The sequence below is a fragment of the Streptosporangium sp. NPDC020145 genome (assembly GCF_040631275.1).
Lineage (GTDB): Bacteria > Actinomycetota > Actinomycetes > Streptosporangiales > Streptosporangiaceae > Streptosporangium.
This window is the reverse complement of sequence record NZ_JBEXZT010000003.1, coordinates 567,085-590,459: the sequence shown is the minus strand read 5'-3', so window position 1 is coordinate 590,459 and position 23,375 is coordinate 567,085. Positions and strand designations below refer to the sequence as shown.

The 23,375-nt window shown below is 70.9% G+C and carries 18 protein-coding genes; 4 read left to right on the top strand and 14 right to left on the bottom strand.

The genetic code is table 11. From position 1 onward, the window contains the following. Positions 1 to 118 precede the first annotated feature (118 nt). Positions 119 to 625: a TetR/AcrR family transcriptional regulator gene (locus ABZ463_RS08240; protein ID WP_352010178.1), complete on the bottom strand. Its 507-nt coding sequence runs from the start codon at positions 623 to 625 to the stop codon at positions 119 to 121. A gap of 111 nt (positions 626 to 736) precedes the next feature. Here ABZ463_RS08240 and ABZ463_RS08235 point away from each other — a divergent pair, with 111 nt between their 5' ends. Continuing rightward, entirely contained in the window at positions 737 to 1,900 is a 1,164-nt protein-coding gene (locus tag ABZ463_RS08235) for a cysteine desulfurase family protein (protein WP_362774279.1), read from the top strand. Positions 1,901 to 1,955: 55 nt separating this feature from the next. Further along, on the top strand, positions 1,956 to 3,026 hold the full coding sequence (gene mnmA / locus ABZ463_RS08230) for a tRNA 2-thiouridine(34) synthase MnmA (RefSeq protein ID WP_362774276.1): 1,071 nt from the start codon (positions 1,956 to 1,958) through the stop codon (positions 3,024 to 3,026). Positions 3,027 to 3,045: 19 nt separating this feature from the next. On the opposite strand, the gene ABZ463_RS08225 is transcribed toward mnmA, so the two are convergent. The 7 genes from ABZ463_RS08225 to ABZ463_RS08195 form a co-directional block, all read right to left on the bottom strand. Continuing rightward, entirely contained in the window at positions 3,046 to 3,753 is a 708-nt protein-coding gene (locus ABZ463_RS08225) for an RraA family protein (protein ID WP_352010181.1), read from the bottom strand. 60 nt (positions 3,754 to 3,813) lie between these two features. Next, positions 3,814 to 4,455: an MBL fold metallo-hydrolase gene (locus ABZ463_RS08220; RefSeq protein ID WP_362774271.1), complete on the bottom strand. Its 642-nt coding sequence runs from the start codon at positions 4,453 to 4,455 to the stop codon at positions 3,814 to 3,816. A gap of 22 nt (positions 4,456 to 4,477) precedes the next feature. After that, positions 4,478 to 5,566, bottom strand: a complete 1,089-nt coding sequence (locus ABZ463_RS08215; protein ID WP_362774268.1) for a WXG100 family type VII secretion target — start codon at positions 5,564 to 5,566, stop codon at positions 4,478 to 4,480. Further along, complete coding sequence (locus ABZ463_RS08210) at positions 5,563 to 5,856, bottom strand: hypothetical protein (RefSeq protein WP_352010184.1); 294 nt, start codon at positions 5,854 to 5,856, stop codon at positions 5,563 to 5,565. The genes ABZ463_RS08215 and ABZ463_RS08210 overlap by 4 nt, the downstream gene beginning before the upstream one ends. 102 nt (positions 5,857 to 5,958) lie before the next feature. Next, a complete protein-coding gene (locus ABZ463_RS08205) occupies positions 5,959 to 6,663 on the bottom strand; it encodes a hypothetical protein (RefSeq protein WP_362774265.1) in 705 nt (234 codons plus the stop codon). 435 nt (positions 6,664 to 7,098) lie between these two features. Next, positions 7,099 to 7,434, bottom strand: a complete 336-nt coding sequence (locus ABZ463_RS08200) for a hypothetical protein (RefSeq protein ID WP_352010186.1) — start codon at positions 7,432 to 7,434, stop codon at positions 7,099 to 7,101. A gap of 48 nt (positions 7,435 to 7,482) precedes the next feature. Further along, entirely contained in the window at positions 7,483 to 7,815 is a 333-nt protein-coding gene (locus ABZ463_RS08195; protein WP_362774262.1) for a hypothetical protein, read from the bottom strand. A gap of 259 nt (positions 7,816 to 8,074) precedes the next feature. Between ABZ463_RS08195 and ABZ463_RS08190 the strand changes: the two genes are divergently transcribed. After that, a complete protein-coding gene (locus tag ABZ463_RS08190) occupies positions 8,075 to 11,797 on the top strand; it encodes a hypothetical protein (RefSeq protein ID WP_362774259.1) in 3,723 nt (1,240 codons plus the stop codon). On the opposite strand, the gene ABZ463_RS08185 is transcribed toward ABZ463_RS08190, so the two are convergent. The 6 genes from ABZ463_RS08185 to eccCa all read right to left on the bottom strand — a co-directional run bounded on the left by ABZ463_RS08185 (position 11,794) and on the right by eccCa (position 21,766). Next, positions 11,794 to 13,236, bottom strand: coding sequence for a hypothetical protein (locus tag ABZ463_RS08185; RefSeq protein ID WP_362774256.1), 1,443 nt, complete (start codon positions 13,234 to 13,236; stop codon positions 11,794 to 11,796). The two genes, ABZ463_RS08190 and ABZ463_RS08185, sit on opposite strands and share 4 nt — an antisense overlap. A gap of 35 nt (positions 13,237 to 13,271) precedes the next feature. Next, the gene (locus ABZ463_RS08180) at positions 13,272 to 15,431 is read right to left on the bottom strand and encodes an MMPL family transporter (protein WP_362774253.1); all 2,160 of its coding nucleotides are present in this window, start codon (positions 15,429 to 15,431) and stop codon (positions 13,272 to 13,274) included. Positions 15,432 to 15,497: 66 nt separating this feature from the next. Beyond that, a complete protein-coding gene (locus ABZ463_RS08175; RefSeq protein WP_352010191.1) occupies positions 15,498 to 16,052 on the bottom strand; it encodes a TetR family transcriptional regulator in 555 nt (184 codons plus the stop codon). 153 nt (positions 16,053 to 16,205) lie between these two features. After that, positions 16,206 to 17,168, bottom strand: coding sequence for an intradiol ring-cleavage dioxygenase (locus ABZ463_RS08170; RefSeq protein WP_362774250.1), 963 nt, complete (start codon positions 17,166 to 17,168; stop codon positions 16,206 to 16,208). A gap of 233 nt (positions 17,169 to 17,401) precedes the next feature. Then, entirely contained in the window at positions 17,402 to 17,668 is a 267-nt protein-coding gene (locus tag ABZ463_RS08165; RefSeq protein ID WP_352010193.1) for a hypothetical protein, read from the bottom strand. 111 nt (positions 17,669 to 17,779) lie between these two features. Then, positions 17,780 to 21,766, bottom strand: coding sequence for a type VII secretion protein EccCa (gene eccCa, locus ABZ463_RS08160; protein WP_362774246.1), 3,987 nt, complete (start codon positions 21,764 to 21,766; stop codon positions 17,780 to 17,782). A 235-nt stretch (positions 21,767 to 22,001) separates the two neighbouring features. On the opposite strand from eccCa, the gene eccD reads away from it, so the two are divergent. Next, entirely contained in the window at positions 22,002 to 23,363 is a 1,362-nt protein-coding gene (gene eccD, locus ABZ463_RS08155; RefSeq protein WP_362774243.1) for a type VII secretion integral membrane protein EccD, read from the top strand. Positions 23,364 to 23,375: the final 12 nt, after the last annotated feature.

Below are 23,375 nucleotides of genomic sequence, written 5' to 3'. Positions count from 1 at the left end.
GCCGCGGGGCGTTCCGCGGGGCTCGGGGGGGCCCCGGGGGGCCCCCCCCCCCGGGGCCCCCCCCCGCCAGTGTTCTTGGGGGAGCGCGAGCGCCGTGGGCGGCGCGGGAGCCCGGCCGTCAGGCGGGCAGCAGGGCCAGCAGACGCCGCTTCAGCTCGGCGTGGCGCTCGTCGTCGTAGAGGGCGGGGTCGTGGGTGGCCACGTCCCACAGCCCCTCACAGGCGAGCCGCACGATCTGGGCGGTCGTGGGGTCGGGCTCGGTGTCGAGCCCCTCACGGTGCCAGCGGGCCATCGCCTCACGCAGGGGGGCGAGCAGATAGGGGTTGCCCGAGGCGCCGGTGACCACGGCCCAGCGTCGCAGCCTGCCACTGCGCACGGCGGCGAAGGTGGCGTGCAGATAGTTCTTTGTGTAGGTGTCGTGGCCCTGGGTGGCGACGAGCTGGTCGAAGTCTTCGATCAGCCGCTCGACCATGCCTTTGATCAGGGCTTCCTTGGTGGCGAAGTGGTAGAGCAGCCCGCCCTTGCTGCAGCCCGCGCGCTCGGCGACGGCCGCCAGGGTGAGCGCCTGGGAGCCCTGGTCGCACAGCAGACTCTCCGCCGCGTCCAGCAACTCCTCCCGCCTCATGCAGAGGACTGTACCGTCCGGACGGTACAGTGGTCAAACCGAGGATGGGCTTCCCGCCGGGCACGGATACCCTTGGAAGGGACAAACGATCTGGGGAAGGGAAGTGCGGCAGTGGAGTCCGCCTATCTCGATCACGCGGCGACCACGCCGATGCTTCCCGAAGCGGTAGAGGCGATGACGGCTCAGCTGGGGCGGGTCGGCAACGCGTCGTCACTGCACACCGCGGGCCGCCGTACGCGCCAGGTCGTCGAGGAGGCCCGCGAGAGCATCGCCGAGGCGCTCGGCGCCCGGCCCAGCGAGGTCGTGTTCACCTCGGGCGGTACCGAGGCCGACAACCTCGCCATCAAGGGCCTCTACTGGTCGCGCAGGGCCAAGGGCGCCAACCGCATCCTGATCAGCGCCGTCGAGCACCACGCCGCGCTCGACCCGGCCCACTGGCTCGGCGACCACCAGGGCGCCGTCGTGGAGTCCCTTGAGGTGGACGAGTACGGCAGGGTGCACCCGCACACCCTGCGCGCCGCCATCGAGCGCGACCCCGGCAGCGTCGCCCTGGTCAGCGTCATGTGGGCCAACAACGAGGTCGGCACCATACAGCCCGTCAGGGTGCTCGCCGCGATCGCCCGCGACCACGGCATCCCTTTCCACACCGACGCCGTCCAGGCCATCGGGCAGCTTCCCGTCGTCTTCGCCGACTCGGGGGTCGACGCCCTCACGCTCTCCGGGCACAAGGTCGGCGGCCCGATGGGCACCGGCGCGCTGCTGCTGGCCAGGGGGATCGACCCGGTCCCCGTGCTGCACGGCGGCGGGCAGGAGCGCGACGTGCGCTCCGGCACCCTCGACGCCCCCTCGGTCGCGGGCATGGCCGCCGCGGTACGGCTCGCGGTCGCCCGGCAGGCCGAGACCGCCGCCCGGCTGACCGCGCTCCGCGACGACCTGGTCGCCAGGATCCGCCAGGCCGTACCCGATGTGATCCTCAACGGAGATCCGGCCAACCGGCTCCCCGGCAACGCGCACTTCTCCTTCCCCGGCTGCGAGGGCGACGCGCTGCTCATGCTCCTGGACGCCAAGGGGGTCGAGTGCTCGACGGGCTCGGCGTGCTCGGCGGGCGTCGCCCAGCCCTCCCACGTCCTGCTCGCCATGGGCGCCGACGCGGTCAGGGCACGGGGTTCACTGCGTTTCACCCTCGGGCACACCTCGACGCCGTCCGATGTGGACAGGGTCACCGGCGTCATCGCGGGCGTCGTCGAGCGCGCCCGCCGGGCGGGCCTGATCTGACGGCGCCGCCCGGCCCGGCGGAGAGGGCTCCCACGCGGGTACGCTCAAGGGTGTTATGAGACTTCGCGTGCTTGCCGCCATGTCCGGCGGCGTCGACTCAGCGGTGGCGGCGGCCCGCGCCGCCGAGGCCGGTCACGATGTCACCGGCGTCCACCTCGCCCTGTCCGCGAACCCGCAGTCGCATCGCACCGGCGCCAGAGGGTGCTGCACGATCGAGGACTCCCGGGACGCCCGCAGGGCCGCCGACGTGATCGGCATCCCCTTCTACATCTGGGACATGGCCGAACGGTTCCAACGCGACGTGGTCGAGGACTTCGTCAGCGAGTACGCCGCGGGCCGTACGCCCAACCCGTGCCTGCGCTGCAACGAGAAGATCAAGTTCGAGGCGGTCCTCGACCGGGCCCTCGCGCTCGGCTTCGACGCCGTGGCCACCGGCCACCACGCCCGGCTCGTGGACGGCGTGCTCAGCCGCAGCCCCGACGAGGGCAAGGACCAGTCCTACGTGCTCGGCGTGCTCACCAGGGAACAACTCGGCCACGCGATGTTCCCGCTGGGCGACTCGACGAAGGCCCAGGTGCGCGAGGAGGCCGCCAGGCGCGGGCTCATGGTGGCCGACAAGCCCGACAGCCACGACATCTGCTTCATCGCCGACGGCGACACCCGGGGCTTCCTCGAAAGGCGTCTCGGCACGGCCCCCGGGCCGATCGTGGACGCCTCGGGCGAGGTGGTCGGCAGCCACGAGGGCGCCTACGGCTTCACGGTCGGCCAGCGTAAGGGCCTGCACATCGACCGGCCCGCCCCCGACGGGCGCCCGCGCTACGTGCTGTCCATCGAGCCGGTCTCCAACACGGTCACCGTCGGGCCACGCTCGGCCCTTGAGGTCACCTCCGTCGAGACCGTGCGCCCGGTGTGGAACGGGCCCGTCGCCGAGCCGTACGAGCCGCTGGCCTGCACGGTCCAGCTCCGGGCCCACGGTGAGGTGTACGGCTGCCGCATCCAGGTGTCCGGCGAGGAGGTCCACGTCGCCCTGGACACCCCCGCGACCGGGGTCGCGGCGGGCCAGGCCGCCGTGTTCTACCTGGAGGACACCGTGATCGGGTCCGCCACGATCGCCAGGGCCGTGTGACCTTCGCGGGAGGCGAAGGTCACTCCTCGATGGCTCCGCCGACCGCGCGCAGATGGGCGCGGAAGGTCAGGGAGGGGTCTTCGGCGCGTCCTGCCAGGTAGGCGCCGAAGGCCACCTGCTCGCGCAGTGAGGTGCCCGCGTGGATGCGGTCGGCCTGACGCCGTTCGACGTCGCGGATCGCCTCGGCGCGGGTGAACACCTCCTCGGCGCGTCCGGCCGGGATGAAGATCACGCCGTCGTCGTCGCCGAGGACCAGGTCGTCGGGGCCGACCGTCCACTCCCCGACGGCGGCGAACTCCAGCGCGCCCTCAGGACGCTCGTTCAGGCTCAGGGGGCCGGTCGGGATCGAACCCAGGCTGAAGACCGGCAGCCCGATCGCCCGGATGTCGGCCGTGTCGCGGTGCAGCCCCCAGATCACGACCCCCGCGAGCCCGGCGGCCCGGGCCTCAAGGACCACGAGGTCACCGATGCAGCTCTCGTCGAGCCGTCCCCCGTTGTCGGCGACGAGCACGTCACCGGGCGCGGACAGCTCGCACGCCTCAAGGAAGACGTCGACGCTGCCCGCGTGCCTGGCCGGGCACACCCGTCCGGCCAGACGGCCACCGGGCACCGCGGAACGGGTGCCCGCCGGGGCGCAGCGCACCGCAACCCCGGCGCGCAGGCAGCCGTCCGTCAGATGCGCGGTGGTCAGAGTCTCGAACCGCCGCCGGAGCTCCTTGGGGTCCATGCCGCCCTTCCTCTCGCCGGGGAGATCACGTCGCCTCCCACGGTAGGGCCGGACCCCCGGCTAGGACAGGGTGACGGACTCACCCGGCGCGAGGCGGCGGATCTCCGCCCCCTGCTTGTCGGCCTCCATCGCCAGCCACCTGTCGACGAGGCCGAGGCCGACGTCGTTGAGCAGGCCGTCATGGGTGGAGAAGGCCCTGGCCGGGCGGACCTGGCGGAGGTAGTCCACCGTCTCGGAGAGCTTCAGCCACGGCGCGTTGGTCGGCACGAGCAGGGTGGGGACCTCGGCCGCCGGCGGGGTGAACGCGTCGCCGGGGTAGAAGACCTCCTCGTCCACCAGGAAACCGACGTTGCTCACGATCGGCGCGTCCGGGTGGTTGGGGGCGTGCCACTCTCCGACGACCCGTACGGCGAAGCCCGCCGTGTCGAAGGTGTCGCCGTGCCGTACGACGTGGATCTTGGCCGGGACGTCGGTCAGGTCGGCCGCCACGGCCTCGTTGGTCCAGATCTCCAGTGACGGCTCGGCCTCGGCCGCCCCGCGCAGCCGTTCCACCTCCACGTGGTCGAAGTGCTCGTGGGTGATGAGCACGGACCGCGCCCCCTGGAGGGCGGACTCCTCGCTGAAGGCCCCGGGGTCGATCACCAGGGCCGAGCCGTTCTTCTCAAGGCGGACACACGCGTGCGTGAACTTCGTCAGCTTCATCGTCCCAGCCTAGGCAGGCCGCTCAGTAGCCGACGTAGCCGGTGCCGGTCTTGGCGCCGACGACGCCGGGCACGTTCGAGACCGAGCCGTAACGGCTGATCGCGTAGCGGACCCCGGCGATGATGTTGTCGACCGGGTTGTAGATGTCGTCGTACCCGCTCAGCTTGTAGCTGCCGAAGGTCGGGTCGATGGTCTGCATCAGCCCCTTGGACGGAGTGCCCGCGGCGGCGTTGGAGTCCCAGAGGTTGATCGCGTGCGGGTTGCCGCCCGACTCGTGCTGGATGATCATGGCGATGTCGGCGGGGTTCATCTTCTCCGGCGGGTAGCCGTGGGACCTGAGGATCTCCAGCGCCTGGTCGATCCACTCCTTGAGCTTCCCGGTCGGCGCGGGGCCGCCACCGGGCGGGGGCGCGCCGCTCGGCCCGTAACCTCCTGAGGAGGCCGGGTTCGGTGTCCCGGTGTCGCCGTGCGGCGCGAGGTGCGGCCGGTAGCCGACCGTCCTCTCCCACACGACCGTACGGCCGGCGCCCGGTACGAACGTCTGGTCGAGGGGGGCCGGGATGTCGGCGAAGGAGATCTTCCTTTCGGCCATGTGCTTCTTGACGGCGGCCAGCGCCTGGGTGACGGCCTTGTCGGCGGCCTCCATGTGGGGGCGGGCTCCGGTGACGGCGCCGTTCACCAGCGAGGTGATGTGCGGCTGCAGGTCCTTCTCCTCGGCCTTCGGGTTGGCCGTGCGGTAGGCGGACACGTCGTCGAGGAGGGTCGAGCAGATGGAGCGGACCTTCGCCTCCGCGCCACGCAGCACCCCGGCCGCCGTGTCGAGGGTGTTGGCGCAGCCCGCCAGCGCGTCGTGCAGGGCCTCCGCGGCGCGGCCGTACTTGCGCATGTAGGTGTCGAAGGCGTCCGCGGACTCGCCCTGCCAGGCGTCGTTGACCGCGTTGACGACGGTGCCGAGCCGCCCGGCGTGCTCGTTGAGTTTGCCCGCCGTACCACGCCAGCGGGTCGCGACGGCGCTGACGGCGTCGGCGTCGGCGTTCACCTTGTTCAGGAGGTCGGAGAGCGTACCGCCGCCGGGGAGACCGGAGATCGCCTCGGTCGTGTCCGCGGTCACCGCTCCCCGCCCGCGCGGTTGGCCGTACGGACGTTGTCCTCGATGTCGTTCAGGGCGCGCTCGACGTCCTTGAGCTTGCCGGTGACGTTCGTCAGCTCCCCGTCGACCGTCTTCTCGATCCCGTCGAGGAACTCGGCCAGGGCGGATGAGTCGGTCAGCCTGCCGAAGATGGTGGAGTCGGTCGTCTTGGCCGGATACGGACCACCCAGTTCGCCGAAGTTCTTCATCAGTTCGTGCACGGTCGTACGGCACTGCTCAAGCGCGTCGTAGCTGTAGTCGATCCCCGCCACTTCTACCCCCTATGCGAGACCGGCTAATCGATCATAAGGGGCAGATCGCTCAATGTGTCGGGGCGGCCCTCCCGGCACCGGGTGAGGGCCGCCCGAGGTGGGCTACTTGGCCGGGGTGATCGCGACCGTGGTGGTGTAGGTCCTGTACGGCGTCACCAGTTCGGTGGCCTCGATCTGGTAGCGGCCGGGGACGCACCCCCTGCCCAGCACGGGCAGCGCGAAGCGGCCGTTGTTGTCCGCCCTGAGCCGGGTGCCGTCCCTGAGACTGGTGGCGATGCAGGCCTCGTTCAGGCCGTTGCTGGTGAACCGGACGTAGCCTTTCTCGGCGAAGCCGTAGCCGTTGACGACGAAGGCGATGTCGCCGTCGGCGTCGGCGGTCGCCGGGGTGGTCCTGAGCGCGGGGACACCGGTGCCGGGCAGCGGATGGCCGATGGTCACTCTGGCGGAGTAGGTGCGGTAGGGCGACTCAAGCTCGGTGGCCTCGACCCGGTAGACGCCGCTGACGCACCCACGGGCCGCCCCGACGAGGTTGAAGTAGCCGTTGCGGTCGGCCCGCAGGACGACCCGCCTGAGGTTGGTGTCCTCACACGAGGAGTTCAGCGACGTGCTGTTGACGGCGACCTTGATCAGGGAGGGGAAGGACCGGCCCTCGACGGCGAAGGCGACGTCGCCACCGGCGGTGGGGGAGACGACCGACGGGGTCGTCGTCAGCAGGGCGTCGTCCGCCTGCGCGCCCGAGGCCGGTAGACCGCCCAGCAGTGAGGCGGCGGCGACGGCGGCGGTGAACATGAGGCGTTTGACATTCATGGATCAGGTTTCCTCGCGTTGTCCTCGGTGGTTCCCCTGTGCCCTTTGAGGCGCACAATTTGATCTTCTTGGTGGCCACCGGTTCAGGCCTTCGTTCGGCGGCAACGAGAACGGAAAGAACCGTAAATCAATCGCCTGTTCCCTGGTCTTTCTGACAAAGCCCGTCAATTTCATGGGGAGGCGGGCCCGCCTCGCCGAATCTGTCCGTCGCCGCGCATGTCGATCGGCCACTCACGCGGGGCCGTTCTCATCGCGCCGGGGCGGCCGCCGGTGCCGCGGCCCGGGGGTCTGGCGGGTCCGGCCCCTGTTGCGGCCCGCCATGACCTCGGCCACCGGCACCCCGGGCGGCGGTGAGCCGTCCTCGCCCGTGCGCTCGGCCACCCCTTCCGGTACCGGTTCCCGCGCGAGGCCGGACGCCTCGCGCGGGTCGGCGTTCTAACAGCTGCTGGAGGACGCGGCGTAGTAGATGGACCTTCCCTCAGGCGCGACGATGGGAGCGTAGAGCAGCGTGACGGTGGTCCGGCCAGGTATGTACTTGGGGCCGTAGTCCGCCCAATAGGGGATCTCGACGCACACGTACTTTCCGGTGCTGCACTCGTTGTAGACGTCCACCTTGTGGGTGGTGCCCGAGGAGTACCACTCCCCGTGCTGGACGCCACAGGCCGCCGCGCCGGTTGAGGAGGCGGAGGCCGCGCCGGCCGTCATTCCGGTGCCGGTGAACGCGAGCGCCGCGATAACGGCCGCGGCGGCGATCCTGGTTCTTGCCATCATGTTTTCCCCTTCACTGAAATGTGTGCTGGTGAGGAGCGGTGACACGGCCTAGCAGTAATAGACGCTGCTGCCCTGGTTGATCGAGGTGGGGGCGTAGGCGACGTCACGCCACTCATAGGCGTTGAGGGTGTAGCGGGGGATGGGGAACCAGGCGGGCCGGTCGGGAATGGCGATGCACACCGTCTTCTTCGAGTTGCACTCGTTCTGGAGGCGGACGTGACGGTATCCGCCGATGGTGTACCACGGCTCGTGCTGGACGTTGCAGGCCGCCGCGCTGCCGGCCGTGCCGCTCGCCGTTGTGGCCGCGCCGGCGGCGGGCCCCGCGATCAGTGCGGCGGCGCCGGCGAGCGCCACCAGGCCGATCATGATCTTCTTGTGCATGTGTGTTTCTTTCGTCGCATTGCCTCTGGGGCGCGGGTGTGTTCGAAAACGAATGGCGCGCCGGGCGAAGCACATCGGATATCCCGGTCGTGACGTTGTCGCAGGCCGGGGGGCTTACGACTGCAAGTCTTGGCGGATCGGGAATTGTCTGGAACCCTCGTGCGTCACTCTGAACAAGCTTGATTGCCCTGGTTTGGCTATGTATTTTGTGCTGGTTTGGTGTGTCTGATGGGAATTGGTCACATTCGGGGAGAGTAAGTTGGGGGAACGCGCAGGGCGCCGGGAACGGCCGGTCGATCCCACCGATGGTCCGGCGGCCGCATTCGCCGTGGAGTTACGCAAATTACGGGAGGAGGCGGGCGGCCCGACCTACCGCGCCATGGCGGCGCGCGCGCATTTCTCGGCCGCCACGCTGGCCCAGGCCGCGGCCGGGGACAGAATGCCGACCCTGCCGGTCGCGCTGGCCTACGTCGAGGCGTGCGACGGGGACACTCAGGAGTGGCGGGCCAGGTGGGAGGAGGCCCGCGCCGCCCAGCGGGAACACGCGGCCAGGAACGGCGAGACCGCGCGGGCGCCGTACCGGGGGCTGGCGAGGTTCGAGACCGAGGACCAGGCCTACTTCTTCGGCCGGTCGGCGCTGGTCGAACGGCTGGTCACGCTGCTGGAGGCCCACCGGTTCGTGCTGGTCGTCGGCCCTTCGGGAAGCGGCAAGTCCTCTCTTCTGCGCGCGGGGCTGGTGCCGGCCCTGCGCGGGCGCGCCGTACGGGTCCTGACACCGGGTGCGCACCCGCGACTGCCCGGTGACGCCGCCGACGTACTCGTGATCGACCAGTTCGAGGAGACCTTCACCCTGTGCGAGGACCCGGCCGAGCGCCGGAGTTTCATCGACGCGCTGGTGGCCGCGGGAGGCGACGACCGGCGCACCCGGGTGGTGCTGGCCGTACGCGCCGACTTCTTCGGCCAGTTCACCCACCATTCGGACCTGGTCGAGGCCGTCAGGGACGCCACCGTCCCGGTCGGCCCGATGAGCCCGGCCGAACTGCGTGAGGCGATCGTCAAACCCGCCGCGGCGGCGGGCCTGATCGTGCAACGCGAACTGACCAACCGGATCCTCGACGAGGTCGCCGGGCAGCCCGGCGGGCTGCCGCTGATGTCGCACGCCCTGCTGGAGACCTGGCGGCGTCACCACGGCAAGGCCCTGACCGTCGAGGCGTACGAGGCGGCGGGGGGCATCAGCGGCGCCGTCGCCCGCACCTCGGAGGAACTCTACGAGGAACTCACCCCCGAGCAGCGGGAACGGCTGCGCCACCTGCTGCTGCGCCTGGTCACCCCGGGAGAGGCGGGCGCCCAGGACACCCGGCGCCCGGCCGCGTGCGCCGAACTGGTCACCGGATGCCGGAACGATCCCAGCCCACTGCTGCTGGAACGGCTGGCGTGTGCCCGTCTGATCACCCTCGACGACGAAACGGCCGACCTGGCGCACGAGGCGCTGCTGACCGCCTGGCCCCGGCTGCGCTCCTGGGTCGAGGAGGACCGGGAACGCCTGCGCGTGCACCGCCGCCTCACCGAGGCGGCCGACGCCTGGCAGGCGCACGCCCGCGACCCCGGAGGCCTCTACCGGGGGCTGCGCCTGTCGCTGGCGCGCAGGCACCTCGCCGAGCGGGCCGAGGAGCTCACCCCGCTGGAGCGGGACTTCCTCGCCGCCAGTACGGCGGGGCGCCGCGGCGAACGCCGCAGGAGCAGGCTGCGCAATTCCCTCATCGGTGTGCTGACGACCGTCGTGATGATCACAGGCTTGCTGGCCTGGCAGCAGAACCTCATCCGCGACCGGCAGGAGCGCGAGGCGCAGGCCCGCCGGGCCGCCGGGATCGCCGCGGGCCTGCGTCAGACCGACCCGCAGCTGTCCATGCGGCTCAGCCTGGCCGCCTGGCGCCTGGCCGACCTTCCCGAGACGCGGGCGAACCTCCGTACGGCCAGCCTCCAGGCTCAGCAGGAGGTGTTCACCGATCCGGACACCGGGGCGGAGACCATGCGCAGGCTCAGCCCCGACGGCCGCTCCCTGTACAGCCTGGGTGCGGACCGGGCCGTCCGCTGGGACGTGGAAACCCACCGGGCCATCACGACCACACCGGTTTCGCCCGTCACGAAGGAGGATCGGGAAAGCCCTCGCTGGCTGCCCCTCCTCTCCGACGTCTCCTCCAAGGTGAGCGGGGTGAGGCTGTGGGACGTGACAACCGGTCGGCGCGACCCGAAGTCTCTCGACGGTGCCAACCAGGGCGTCGAGCTGGCCCCGAGCGGACAGCGTCTCATCACCTACCACGCGGACGGCTCCCACTATCGCGTCCGCGTCTGGGACGCCGCCGTCGGGCGGTTGATCGCGCAGGTGCGAACCCCCAGGAAGGGAAGGACCGCCCAGCGGATACGCGAGCGGCCGTCCATCCTGATGGCGATGAGGGCGGCGAGGGACGGACGCTCCATGGCCGAGGTGGGTGTCCCGGACGCCACACTCAGCGCCGACGACACCACGATGGCGCTCTGCGTTCCCGGCGGGCCGGTGCGGGTGTGGGACCTCAGGACCGGCCGCGAGCTGGACGTTCCCCATATGCCCACGCTCTCCGCCAAGCAGTGCGGCGAGGAGCGCCTGTACCTGTCGCCCGACGGGCGACGGCTGCTGATGGCCGCAGACGCGGAGGTCCGGCTCTGGGAGCTGCCGTCGGGCAGGGAACTCCCCGCCGTCAGGGAACCGGGCGTGAGCGAGATCGGTTTCAGCGAGGACGGCGCCTTCTTCGCGACGGCCAACTCCGACGAACTCCTCGTGTGGAGGGTCGGCGCGCTGGACACCGCGTTGTTCCGTCACCCGCTGGCCGGCGAGCACGCCTTCGACATCAGAGTCGATCCGGCCGCCGACTGGGTGCGTTATCTCGCCGGTTCGCCCAACGCGGGCTCATGGCCCGCGACCGTCAGGACGCTGAAGCTGAACTCCGTCGTCGACGCCGGATGGCAGAACGCGAGCGCCCTGTCGGCGTTCTTCAGCCCTGACGGGAACACACTCGCCACCGTCTACGCGAACCGGGTCGAGCTCCGTGACACCAGGACCGGACGACGGCTTCCCGGCCCCTCTCCGGTCCCCTGCAAGGCACTGAACTCCGACATGCCGGAATGCCATATGACGGCGGCGTTCCGGCCCGATGGAAAGGGCCTGGCGTACGGCGACACCTATGTCAAACCCTTCAGCGTCCAGGTGTGGGACCTCGCCGGTCAGCGCGTCGTCGGCAGGTTCGGGCCCTTCGCCAGTGCCGGGTCTCTCGCCTACACCTGGGACTCGGGCACCCTGCTGATCAGCGAGCCGCCCATGAACGGCTCGCTCACCCTGTGGGACCTGAAACGGGGCGCCGCCACCGCCACCGTCCCCGGCGTCAGCGGCGAGATCGCCCTGGCCCCCGACGGGCGGCTGCTGGTCACCTCCGGAGGGCAGGTCACCGATCTCGTCTCCGACCGCGCCGTCGTGCGCGCGAACGGTTTCCATCCGGCCAGCGTGCTGACCTTCAGCGCCGACGGCAGATTCCTGGCCGTCGGTGACCAGACGGGACAGACCACTCTGTGGGACGGCACCGTACGGCGCCAGCTGGGCACGTTGATCCCCGCCTCGCCGTACGCCTCGGACTGGGTCAGCTCCCTGGCCTTCTCCGCAGACGGGAGCGTTCTCGCCGCCGGGATGGCGAACGGCACGGTACAGCTGTGGGACACCGCCACCTGGCAGCCGATCGGTGCGCCCATCTCCACCCCGGTCGGATTCGTCGCCGGGATGACGATCGACGGTGACACCCTGTACGTGGCGGGTGAGCACGTTCCCCTGCGGCGTTACGACCTCGATCTGGAAGTCGCGGCGCGGACGGTCTGCCGGAGGGCGGGTCACGGTCTCGACCTGGCCGAATGGGCGACTCACTTCCCCGGCTACCCCTACCAGGCCACCTGTGCCTAGGGTCGCCGACGGTGGAGGACGACCTCCGGGTAGCGGTCCGACGGCCCATCGAGGAGGGGTTCCCGAGAACCGCGCAGATGCCTGTCGAAGAACGCCGTCGAGTAGGCGTTCACGATCTCGTGCACCCGCCCGGGGTCGGCGGGGCCGGTGACCCCCAGGTACGGAAACAGCGGTGACCAGGAGGGGACGTCCGTCAGGTTCACATGGAACATGTCCGGCACCTGGACGAAGTAGCCGTCGCCCTTCAGGTTGCCGAACGCGGTCCGCATGGAGGTCTGGTGCTGGACGATGTCCACCTTGTTCCACTTCTCCTGCCGCATCGTCCGCGCGTCCCGCGTGATCCACAGCACCGGTCGCCCGAGCCCGGGGGACACGACGTCGTCGGGCATCGGGGCGTCCATGACGAGGCAGGCGCCGAGCCGTGTCTCGGTACGGCACGCCTCACCGGCCACGATGCCGCCGAGGGACACGCCGAACGCGCCCACCCGCCGCATGTCCAGTTTCCCGGTCAGCAGGCGCTCGGGGTCGGAGGCGTTCAACGCCGTCAGCCGGTCGAGGACGAAGGAGACGTCCCGCACGAGATAGGGAACGATGCCCTCCGGATAGGACCTGCCCTGGAACGTCGGGGCGGTCCTCGACGGGCTGACGCTCTGCTGTACCAGGGCGTTCAGTTCGTTCTTCCGGAAACCGGTGACATGCCGGCCGTCGGGGAAGGTCACCGAGGCCGCGATGTAGGGGTGGTCCACGGCGACCACGACGTATCCGTGGGAGACGAGCTCCTCCACCTGGAAGGTGTTCATCTGGCGGAAGCCGTTGAAGCCCTCAAGGAACACGAGGACCGGATGGACGCCGGCGGACACCGGCACCGACTCCCTCGCGTTCGTCGTCACGTACCGCAGGTGGTCGAACGTGAACGACGGCAGGTCGATCATCCTGGCCAGCGCCGGAGCGAGCGCCTCGACGCCCTCGGCGTAGGCCGCGCGCTCCCCGCCGGAGGAGCGCGCGGCCGGGTACCAGACCTGGGTCATGAGCTCACGGCGGGCGGCGGGGTCGGCGCTGAAGGTCTCCTGGCGGGAGGTGTCCGTCCAGTGGTACGTCACGGTGCCGACGCCGTACGGGCCCGTGGGCTCGGGGAAGGTGAAGACCGGCAGGACGACGGGTGGCGGGAGGGCGACGAGGAGTCCCAGGACACCGGGACTCACACCGAGGAGGCCCCTGAGCCGCCGTCCCCACAACCACACCAGGAAGAACGAGAGGGCCAGCGCGTAGGCGGGGAACAGCTGCCAGCGCGCGCCCTCGACGACGACCTGCGCCACGGCGGCCAGGAGCGCGACGGGCGGCACGTGGTTCACCGGCCTCATCCCGCGCAGCCGTGGCAGCGCCAGGGTGAGGAACGACAATGTCGTGGTCGCGAGCGCGACGAGCTCAAGCGGCCGCACGGCCTGGCCTCCCGTCCGTTCCAGGTGAATCCCGCTCAGCCGGCCCCGATCACCGCCGGTGCGGGCTCCTCCGGCCGCCGGGAGAGGCTCTCGCCCTCGATGTCGAGGTTGGGCAGCACGCGGGCCAGGGGGCGGGGCAGCCACCAGGCGGCGCGGCCGAGCAGGGACATCACGGCGGGAACCAGCGTCATGCGGACGACGAAGGCGTCGATGAGCACGCCGACGGCCAGGGCGAAGCCCATGGACTTGATGATCGGGTCGTGCATGAAGACGAAGCCGCCGAAGACGGAGGTCATGATGAGCGCGGCGGCGGTGACGACGCGGGCGTTGTGGCCCAGGCCGTTCACGGTCGCCCGCTGGGCGGTGTCACCGTGGACGAAGTCCTCCCGCATGCGCGAGACCAGGAAGACCTCGTAGTCCATGGCCAGGCCGAACAGGATGCCGATGAGCAGGATCGGCAGGAAGCTGACCAGCGGCCCCGGCCTGCCGACGCCGAGCAGGTCCGCCAGGTGCCCCTGCTGGAAGATGGCCACGGTGATGCCGAACGTGGCGCCGATCGTGAGCAGGAAGCCGAGCGCGGCCTTCAGCGGGACCAGGATCGACCGGAAGACCAGCAGGAGCAGCAGGATGGACAGCCCGACCACGAGCAGCAGGTAGACGGGCATCGCGTCGGCGAGCTTGGCCGAGATGTCGATGCCGATCGCGGTCACGCCGGAGAGCGCGACGCGGGCGCCCTGGATGTCGTTCATCCGCTCGCGGATGGCGTGCACGGTCTGCTCGGTCGCGGCGTCGGCGGGACCCGTCTTGGGGATGACGGTCAGCAGCGCGGTCGTGCCCTGGGCGTTGGCCTGCGGCGGGGTGACGGCGAGCACTCCCGGGGTGGTCTGGATGGCGCCCGCGGCCTGCTTGGCGGCGTTCGCGGTCGCCTGGGCGTCGTCACCGGTGACGACGGCGATCAGACGGCCGTTGAAGCCGGGGCCGAACCCCTCACTGATCAGGTCGTACGCCTCGCGGGCCGTCGAGCCCTCGGCGGCGGTGCCCGCGTCGGGCAGCGCCAGGCGCATGTCCCTGGCGGGCAGGGCCAGCGCGCCGAGCACGACGACGGCGACGACCAGCACCGGGACGCGCAGACGGGTGACGAGCCGTCCCCAGCGGAAACCCATGGCCTCGCGGTCGTCGCCGGTGCCCGTGTCCGCACCCGCGCGCTGCCTGCGGGGCAGCACCCGCGCGCCGGCGAAGCCGAGGATGGCGGGCAGCAGGGTCAGCGCGACGAGTACGGCCAGAGCCACCGTCGCCGCCGCGGCCAGACCCATGACGCTCAGGAACGGGATGCCGACCACGGCCAGGCCCGCCAGGGCGATGATGACCGTGGCCCCGGCGAAGACGACGGCCGATCCAGCGGTGCCGGTCGCCCGTCCTGCGGCCTCCTCGGCCTCCATGCCCTCGGCCAGGTACTGGCGGTAGCGGGAGGTGATGAACAGCGAGTAGTCGATCCCGACGGCCAGACCGAGCATCAGCGCCAGGACGGGGGCGACGTTGCTCAGCTCGACCACGCCGGACAGGGAGAACAGGCCCGCCATCCCGGCGCCGACGCCGATCAGGGCGTTGAGCAGCGTCATGCCCGCCGCGACCAGGGAGCCGAAGGTGACGACGAGGACGACGGCGGCGATCAGGACGCCGAACGCCTCGGTCGAGCCGATCTCGACCTCGGCCTTCATGATCTCGCCGCCGTGCTCGACCCGCAGGCCGGGGGTGGTGGCCCCGGCCCGTTCGTAGGCCGCGCGCTGGGCGTCGGTGATCTTGTCGAGAGGGCTGTCGAACTGGACCTGGACCAGCGCGTGGCGGCCGTCGGGGGAGACGGCGCCAACCTGGAAGGGGTCCATCGCGGCCAGCACCCCGGGTACGGCCGCCGCCTCACGCACGATCGGCGCGAGGGCGGCCGGGTCCAGTTTGCCGCCCTCTGGCGCGGCGACGACGATGGTGCCGGTCGTGCCGCCGGCCTGGGGGAACTGCCGCCGCAGGGAGTCCAGCGCACGCTGGGACTCGGTGCCGGGCATGGTGAAGTCGTCGGTCGTCGGCCCGGAGAACGCGGCGGCGGCCCCGCCGAGCAGGGCGAGCAGGATGAGCCAGGCGGCGAGCACGCGCCCGCGCCTGCGGAAGGAGAACCGGCCGAGCCGGTACAGCACAGCAGCCATGGAGGGGGAGGGGTCCGTTCAGGCGAGGTCCGGCGTCCGGCGGAGGCCGGGCCGGTCCGGGGTGGTTCAGGGGTGGTCGGGCTCGCGGCCCAGGGTGCGCAGCGCGCCGCGGATCATCTCGGCGCGCAGGACCTCCTCGGGCACGCCGAGATCGTCGGCGGCGGTGACGGAGACGGCGCCCAGGACCATGTAGGCGGCGATCGTGTCCGAGGGCGCGGTCGAGCCCCCGGCCAGTGCCGTGAGTAACCGCCTGATGGTGGCGGGGACGGCGCCGAGCGCCGGGTGGACGGTCATCGTGGGGATGTCCTGGAACAGGATCCGGACTTCCAGCCGGAACCGCAGGGCCAGGTCGACGAAGCCGGTGACGGCCGCCCGCGCGGCCTGCTCACCGTCCAGTCCGACGAGCCGGGTCCGCAGCGCGGCCAGGCCCTCGCCCGCCGGGGTCAGCAGTTCGGTGAGGATCGCGTCCTTGCTCGCGAAGTGGTAGAGCAACGCCGCCTTCGAACAGCCCGCGACCTGGGCGATGTCGTGCAGTGAGGTGCCCTTGTAACCGCTGTCGGAGAACAACCGCAGCGCCGAGCGCAGGATGTGCTCACGCAGAGCGGAAGGGGGACGTGCCATGCCCCAATGATAACTGTCCGATCGGTCAGATCTGACCGATCGGACAGGAATGGAGACGTTCGGGCCCTCGGTGTGGTCACGAGGAGGCCGGGAGGTCTCCAGCACGCCGATGGAAGTACGGCGTGCCGGGGGTGGAGATCGACCCGCGCGGGATCAGGGGGCCGGAGAGGGGGCCGGGGTCCCGGGAGGCGTGGTGGGGAACGGCGGGAAGGGTCCGCCGGGCCAGTCCTGACCGTCGTGGACGGCGTCGGGGTCGACACCGAGGGTGATCGAGGCGCTGATGCCCCTGGCCACGTGCCTGGGGTCGTAGCGCACGTCGAGCATGCCGTCGGCGGTGGTGTCGCCGGTGTAGAGCATGTCCTGCTCGTTGGTGGTGCGGGTCTTGGTGTTGGTCGAGTACGGCCTCAGCACGGAGACGGCCTCGATCAGCTTCTCGGGGAAGTAGAGCTGGCCGGTGTGGCAGTCGTTGCCGCCCAGGTAGGCGCCGTGCCGGAAGACACCGTTGACGTGGACCTTGACGTGGATGTGGATCGCGCGGCCGATGTACCAGCCGGGGAAGGCGCTCCTGAAGGTGACCCAGCCGTTCCTGTCGGTCATCTGGAAACCGCGGAAGTAGGTGGTGTCGCTGTCGGGCTCGGCGTGCATGCCGCCGCCGGGGGCGCCGGTGGGCATGTCCGTCGGGAAGGCGGTGGGGAACGCGGTCGGGAAGCCGGGGCCGTCACCCGAGGAGGCCTTCTCGTAGCTGGAGTAGATGCCCAGCGCGTCACAGTGCCAGATGTCGACGGCCTTGTTGCGCAGCGGCCTGCAGTTCTCCGAGTCGACGATCTGGATGCGCAGCAGCAGCGGGACGCCGGGCTTGTGCTCGGTGATGTTCGAACGGTACTTGTCGTAGTCCAGGTAGTAGGGCCCCTCGATGGTCTCCTTGGAGAGCGGCAGGCAGAGCTTGCTCGTGGGAGTGGGGACGGTGGGGGTGGGGGTGTGCGCGGCACCGGCCGTCGTGCTCGCGGACGCGGTCGAGGCCAGGTAGCCGGTGCCCAGACCGGCGGCGGCGATGCTGACCCCGCCCGCGATGAGGAGCTGTCGGCGGTTCGGTTTCGGTGCGCTGGTTTCTTCCATGCGCACGAACATTAGGGGCGCCGTGTGAAAAAAGTCTAAGAAAATGGGCTGGATTCTGATGTTACGTAACGGAAATGTGATCCACGGGGGAGCGGTTGCGTCACGGGTATTAACCAAATCTTATATGTGAAAGATATGGTTCGGACGCCGGTGGTTACTCTCTGTAAATAAATCCGTTTCCCGTTGACGGTGTGACGGGCGCCCCGCCGGTGGGGCGGGGCGCCGTGCCTCGGTCAGGCGCGCTTCCAGCGCCACCGCCCGTTGGGGTAGCGCGTGCACGTGTACTTACGGCCGGTGGCCTTGGCGTAGCCGTACCTGCCGTGGGCGGCGGCGGGGCAGTAGGCGCCGGGGGTGACGCAGTTCCAGTGGTTGCCCGAGCGCTGGTAGGTGCACGAGACCGTCGCGCCCGCGGGCGCGGCGGCGGCCACCAGGGCCGAGGCGGTGGTGGGCACGAGCACGGAGGCGGTCAGGGCCGCGGAGACCACGAGACGTCTGAGCAAGGAGCGCTCCCAGCGTGTGGGGATGAACGGTGAACACCGAGGAGACGCGCCTCATATATCCGCAGGTTGACCTATAAGTGTGTCCTTATTAGGACAATTACCGGGGTTCGATCAGGTCTCCTCGGAAGGTGGGAAGAAGGCCGTCTGGGTCAGGCGGGAGCCGTACCGGCGGTCGACGTAGTAACCCCGTCCCGGCGGCAGCGGATGGGCGCGGACATTGCCGAACAGGAAGCCCTCGTCCTTGTTGCCGGACAGGATCACCGCGGGGCTGGCCATGTCCTTGACCCGCTGGATGATCGGGTCGAACATCGCCCTGCCCACACCGCCCATCGCGCGGGACATCACCAGGTGCAGACCGATGTCACGGGCCTGCGGCAGCAGGTCGGCCAGCGGCAGCAGCGGGTTGGAGGAGGTCGCGACCAGGTCGTAGTCGTCCACCACGATGTACAGGTCGCAGCCCTGCCACCAGCTCCTGTCCCGCAGCTGCTCCGGGGTGAGGTCGGCCGGGGGCAGCCGCTTGAGCAGCGCGCCGCGGACGTCGTTGATCAGGTCGGTCGCGGCGGCGCTCGACGCGGCGTAGCCGATGCGGTGCTCGGTCGCCGCCGAGTCCAGCAGCGACCGCCGGTAGTCGATCACGATCATCATGGCCTCCTGCGGCGTCTGCCTGGCGACCAGTCCCTCGGTGATGACCCGCAGCAGGTTCGACTTGCCGCTCTCGGTGTCGCCGACCACGATGAAGTGTGGGTCGGCCTCGAAGTCGAGCAACACCGGCGACAGGGTCGCCTCGTCGATGCCGAGCGGGATGCGGGCGCGCCCGGTCTGCTCGACGCCGGGCAGCGTCCCGACGGGCAGTACGGCGGGCAGCAGCCGGACCGGCGGGGCGGGCGGCCCCTGCCAGGCGTCCCTGATCGCGTGGACCAGCGCGCGCACACCCGTCGACAGGTCGTCGGCCTTGCGCACACCGTCGATCCTCGGCAGCGCCGACAGGAAGTGCAGGCCCTCCTTGGTGAGTCCCCGCCCGGGAACCCCCTCGGGCACGGCCAGCGCCGACTTGCGGTTGATCTCCGACTCGTAGGCGTCGCCGAGCTTCAGCTCGACCCGGGTGCCGAACAGGTCGCGGATGCCCGGCCGGAACTCCGACCACTTGTTGGTCGCGGCCACCACGTGGATGCCGTACCCGAGACCGCGGGCGGCGAGGTCGGTGATGACCGGTTCGAGCGACTCGAAGTCCTGCCGGACCGTGAGCCAGCCGTCGACGACGAGGAACACGTCGCCGTAGCCGTCGCCCTCCGCCCCCTCCGCGAGCCGCTGCCGGTAGGCGGTGATCGAGTCGATGCCCTGCTCGGCGAAGTCACGTTCCCGCCGCTGGAGCAGCGCGGAGATCTCGGCGACCGTACGGCGCACCCGGTCACCGTCCAGGCGGCTGGCCACCCCGCCCACGTGCGGCAGCGCCTCAAGCGCGGCCAGCGAGCCACCGCCGAAGTCCAGGCAGTAGAACTGCGCCTCACGTGGGGTGTGGGTGAGCGCCATGCCGGTGATCAGGGTGCGCAGGACCGTGCTCTTGCCGCTCTGCGTGCCGCCGACGACGCCGACATGACCCGCGGCTCCCGACAGGTCCAGCCAGAACGGGTCGCTGCGCTGCTCGAAGGGCTTGTCGATGACGCCGATGACGGCGTGCAGCCTGCCCCGGCCCGCCCAGCTCGGCGTGCTCAGCCCGAGCTGCGGGGTGACCGAGATCTGCGGAAGCAGGTGGGCCAGGGTCGGCGGGTCACCGAGCGGCGGCAGCCAGATCGGGTGCGCGGGGGGTCCCTGCCCGGCCAGCCTGCCGACCACCAGGTCGAGCAGGCTGGCGGCGGCGCGCTCGACGGGGATCTCCCCCGTCGTCAGCTCCTTGGGCGGCTCCTCGATGACGGGGACCGGGGCGAAGCCGGGACCGTACTCGACGACCTGGTGCAGGCCCGCCGCCCCGCCCCGCGCCACGGAGGACAGCGGGTCGGGCTGGTAGGAACCGGAGACATAGGCGGCCTTGAACCGGGTCATCCCGGTCGTCTCGAACTTCAGGTAGCCGTTGCCCGGCGCCGACGGCAGCTCGTAGGCGTCGGCGACACCGAGCACGACCCGGCTCTCCATGGCCGAGAAGGTCCGCAGGCCGATCCGGTAGGACAGGTGGGTGTCCAGGCCGCGCAGCCGTCCCTCCTCAAGGCGCTGGGAGGCCAGCATCAGGTGCACGCCGAGCGAACGGCCGAGCCGTCCGATCATCACGAACAGTTCGATGAACTCGGGTTTGGCGGTCAGCAGCTCGCTGAACTCGTCGATGACGACGAACAACGTCGGCATCGGCGCCAGGTCGGCGCCCTGCTCGCGGGCCCGCTCGTAGTCGCGCAGGGAGGCGTAGTTGCCCGCGGCGCGCAGCAGCTCCTGGCGGCGGACCATCTCGCCGTGCAACGCGTCGTACATGCGGTCGACCAGGGGAAGCTCGTCCTCAAGGTTGGTGATGACCGCCGAGACGTGGGAGAGGGTGTCCAGGCCGAGGAAGGTCGCGCCACCCTTGAAGTCGACGAGGACGAAGTTCAGGATCTCCGACGAGTGGGTGATGGCCAGGCCGAGCACGAGCGTGCGCAGCAGCTCGCTCTTGCCGGAACCGGTCGCGCCGATGACCAGGCCGTGCGGTCCCATGCCGCCCTGGGCGGACTCCTTGATGTCCAGCTCGACCAGGCGCCCGTCGACCCCCAGGCCGATCGGCACCCGCAGCCGGTTGCGTCCCGCCCTCGGCCGCCAGGTCACCGCCGGGTCCAGCAGGGTCGGCTCACCGACCCCGAGCAGGTCGGTCAGCGAGGTGTTCACCGACAGCGCGTCCTGGGTCTCCCCGCCCTTGACGGTCGAGGCGCGCAACGGGGCGAGCTGCCTGGCCAGGCCCTCCACGCGCAGGAAGTCCAGCCGGTCCGGGTCGCCCAGACGGGTCGAGCTGCGCTTGCCCGCGTGGTCGATCTTGACCATGAAGAAGCCCTCCGGCCGCACGTCGATGCGCAGCGTGTTCTTCTCCTCGATCGGCCCCGCGGAGCCGGACAGGTCGATCACGGTGACGCCCTGGATGGCGTCCGTGCCGAGCTGTGAGTCGTGCGGCACGTGCCCGCCGTCGAGGATCAGCACGTGGTACGGCAGCGCGTCCGGCGAGGCGCCTGGCCTGAACCGCGCCCGCTCCTTCAACGTCCCGCCGAGCAGCCGGTCCAGCTCGGCCAGGTTGTCGGTCATCAGCCGCACCTGGCCCGCCGCGTCGGTCTCCTCGGGGTGCAGCGCGTGGGGCAGCCACTTGATCCACTCCCACTGGGCCATCCACTCCTCGCCCGCGCACACCATGATCCGCATGTCGTCGGGGGAGTGGAAGACGGCCGTCTGGGCGACCATCGCGCGGACCAGTTCGCGCACGGCCACCGGGTCGCCGGTCAGGTTGATCCGCGCGAAGGAGTGCAGGGCGACGGCGACCGGCAGTTCGGAGACCGTCGAGTGGGCCCTGACGAACCTGCGCAGCGCGCCCGCCGACAGGGCGTCCAGGTCCTCGACCGGTTTGGAGTCCGGCGGGATGAGCTGGATGGCGAGCTTCTGCACCCCGGTGCCGAGCCGTACGGTGCCGAAGTCGTCGTCGCGGGGGCGCCGTTCCCACAGCCGGGGACCCAGGGCCACCCACCACAGGGAGTCGGGGGAGGGGCTGCTCCATTCGAGGGCCTCGCGCTGCTGCTTGGCGGCGCGCCGTACCTTCTTGCGGACCTGGGCGAGGTAGCGGAAGTAGTCCCTGCGCAGGCCGTTCAGCCGGTTCTTGCGCTCGCCCGACTGGCGGCCGAGCTGACCGGCGGTCATGCCCATCATGGAGACGGCGAACAGGCCGCTGGCCACGTACATGATCGGGCTTCCGGTGCCGCCCGCGGTGAACATCAGGCCCATTCCGGCGGCGCCCGCGGCCATCGGCAGGTAGGTGAGCAGACCGGTCAGTCCCTGCGGCTGCACCTCGGGGATCTCCGGGGGAGACTCCAGGAGGATCTCACCTCGCGGGGGCTTGGGCGGGGGACGGCGCTCTGGGCGCCGTACGACGACGATGCTCACCCTGGAGGTGCCTTCCTGGTCGGTTTGTGCACATCTGTGGCGAAAGCGATTGCCGACGGATGTCGCGCGTGATCCCTACTCTCCCCGCTACCGTATCCGGCATATCGGTGGTTTCCGTGATGCTCCACGATGCTTGCAACCAAGAGGGAGGACGACCGTGAGGTCGCTGGCTCAGGCCCCCCAGGGGGCCGTCACACCGGGTCTCCCAGTTCAGAGCGCCGCTCCGTTGCCTCCCATGTGCCACATCACGATCGTCGCCCCCCGCAGGAAGGCCGATCTGGCGCTGCCCGCGGACATCCCGCTCCCGCACGTCCTGCCGGGCTTGTTACGCGCGATGGGCGAGGTCGGGGGTGAATCCGCGGCCGCTCCCGGATGGGTGCTGCAACGGCCGGGCGGCTCCCCCCTCGACATCGGCCAGAGCCTGGGCGCCCTCGGGGTGCTCGACGGGGAGGTGCTCTACCTGCGGCCCCGCGAGGCCGTGCTGCCGCCCGCGATGTTCGACGACGTGGCCGACGTCGTCGCCACCGGCTTCAGGGAGGCGCCGGGAGGCTGGGGCGTCAGGCACACCCGCTTCGTCGGGGTCGGCGCCGCGACCGCCCTCCTGGTGGTCGGGGCCCTCGTCCTGCTGTTCTCCGGACCACCCTGGCGGGTCTCGGCGGTCTTCGCCGGAGCCTTCGCGCTGTTGCTGACCGTCGCGGGCGGCCTGCTGTCCAGGGCGGTCGGCGACGCGCCGGCGGGTGCGATGATCGGCTGCGCGGCGCTGCCGTACGCCTTCCTCGCCGGACTGCTGGCGCCCGCCGGGGACACGGGGCTGGCCGGGCTCGGCTCGGCGCACATGCTGGCCGCGTTCGCGACGACGGGCCTGGTCGCGACCATCGGCACACTGGCCGTCGCGGACGGCGTGCAGGCCTTCCTCGGTGTGTCCATCGCCTCGGCGACGGGGGCCGTCTGCGCGGCCGTGGTGATGTTCGCCCAGGCACCCCCGGCAGGGGTGGGGGCGATCGCCGCCTCGGTCCTGCTGGCGTGCGGCCCGCTGTTCCCGATGCTGTCCTTCAGGTTCGCCGGTCTGCCGATGCCCTCGATGCCGACCAACGCCGAGGAACTGCGCCTGGACAACCAGCGGATCGACGGCCCGGCCATCATGGAGCGCACCGCCCAGGCACAGCGCTACGCGACCGGCTTCGTCGCCGGAATCGGCCTGACCTCGGTGGTGGCGCAGGTCTACCTGGCCTTCGACCCCGGCTGGGTCGCCCTGGCCACCTCGGCCACGCTGTCACTGACGCTCCTCATGCGGGCCCGTGTCTTCCAGGGAACCGGGCAGCGACTGTGGCTGCTGCTTTCCGGCGTCTTCGGGCTGGCCGTACTGGCGTTCTCCAGGGCCCTGGCCGGCGGCGGAGTCGCCCTGGCCGTGGCGATGGGCCTGCTGTGCGTCGCGCTCGTACCCGCGGGCATGGGCCTGTGGCTGCAGTCGGGCAAACCCTCCCCCTTCTGGGGCAGGGCGGCCGACATCCTGGAGATCGTCCTCATAGTCGCCCTCTTCCCCCTGGCCCTTGGCGTCCTGGACCTCTACACCTGGATCCGAGGCCTAGCCGGCTGACCGGGGCTTCTC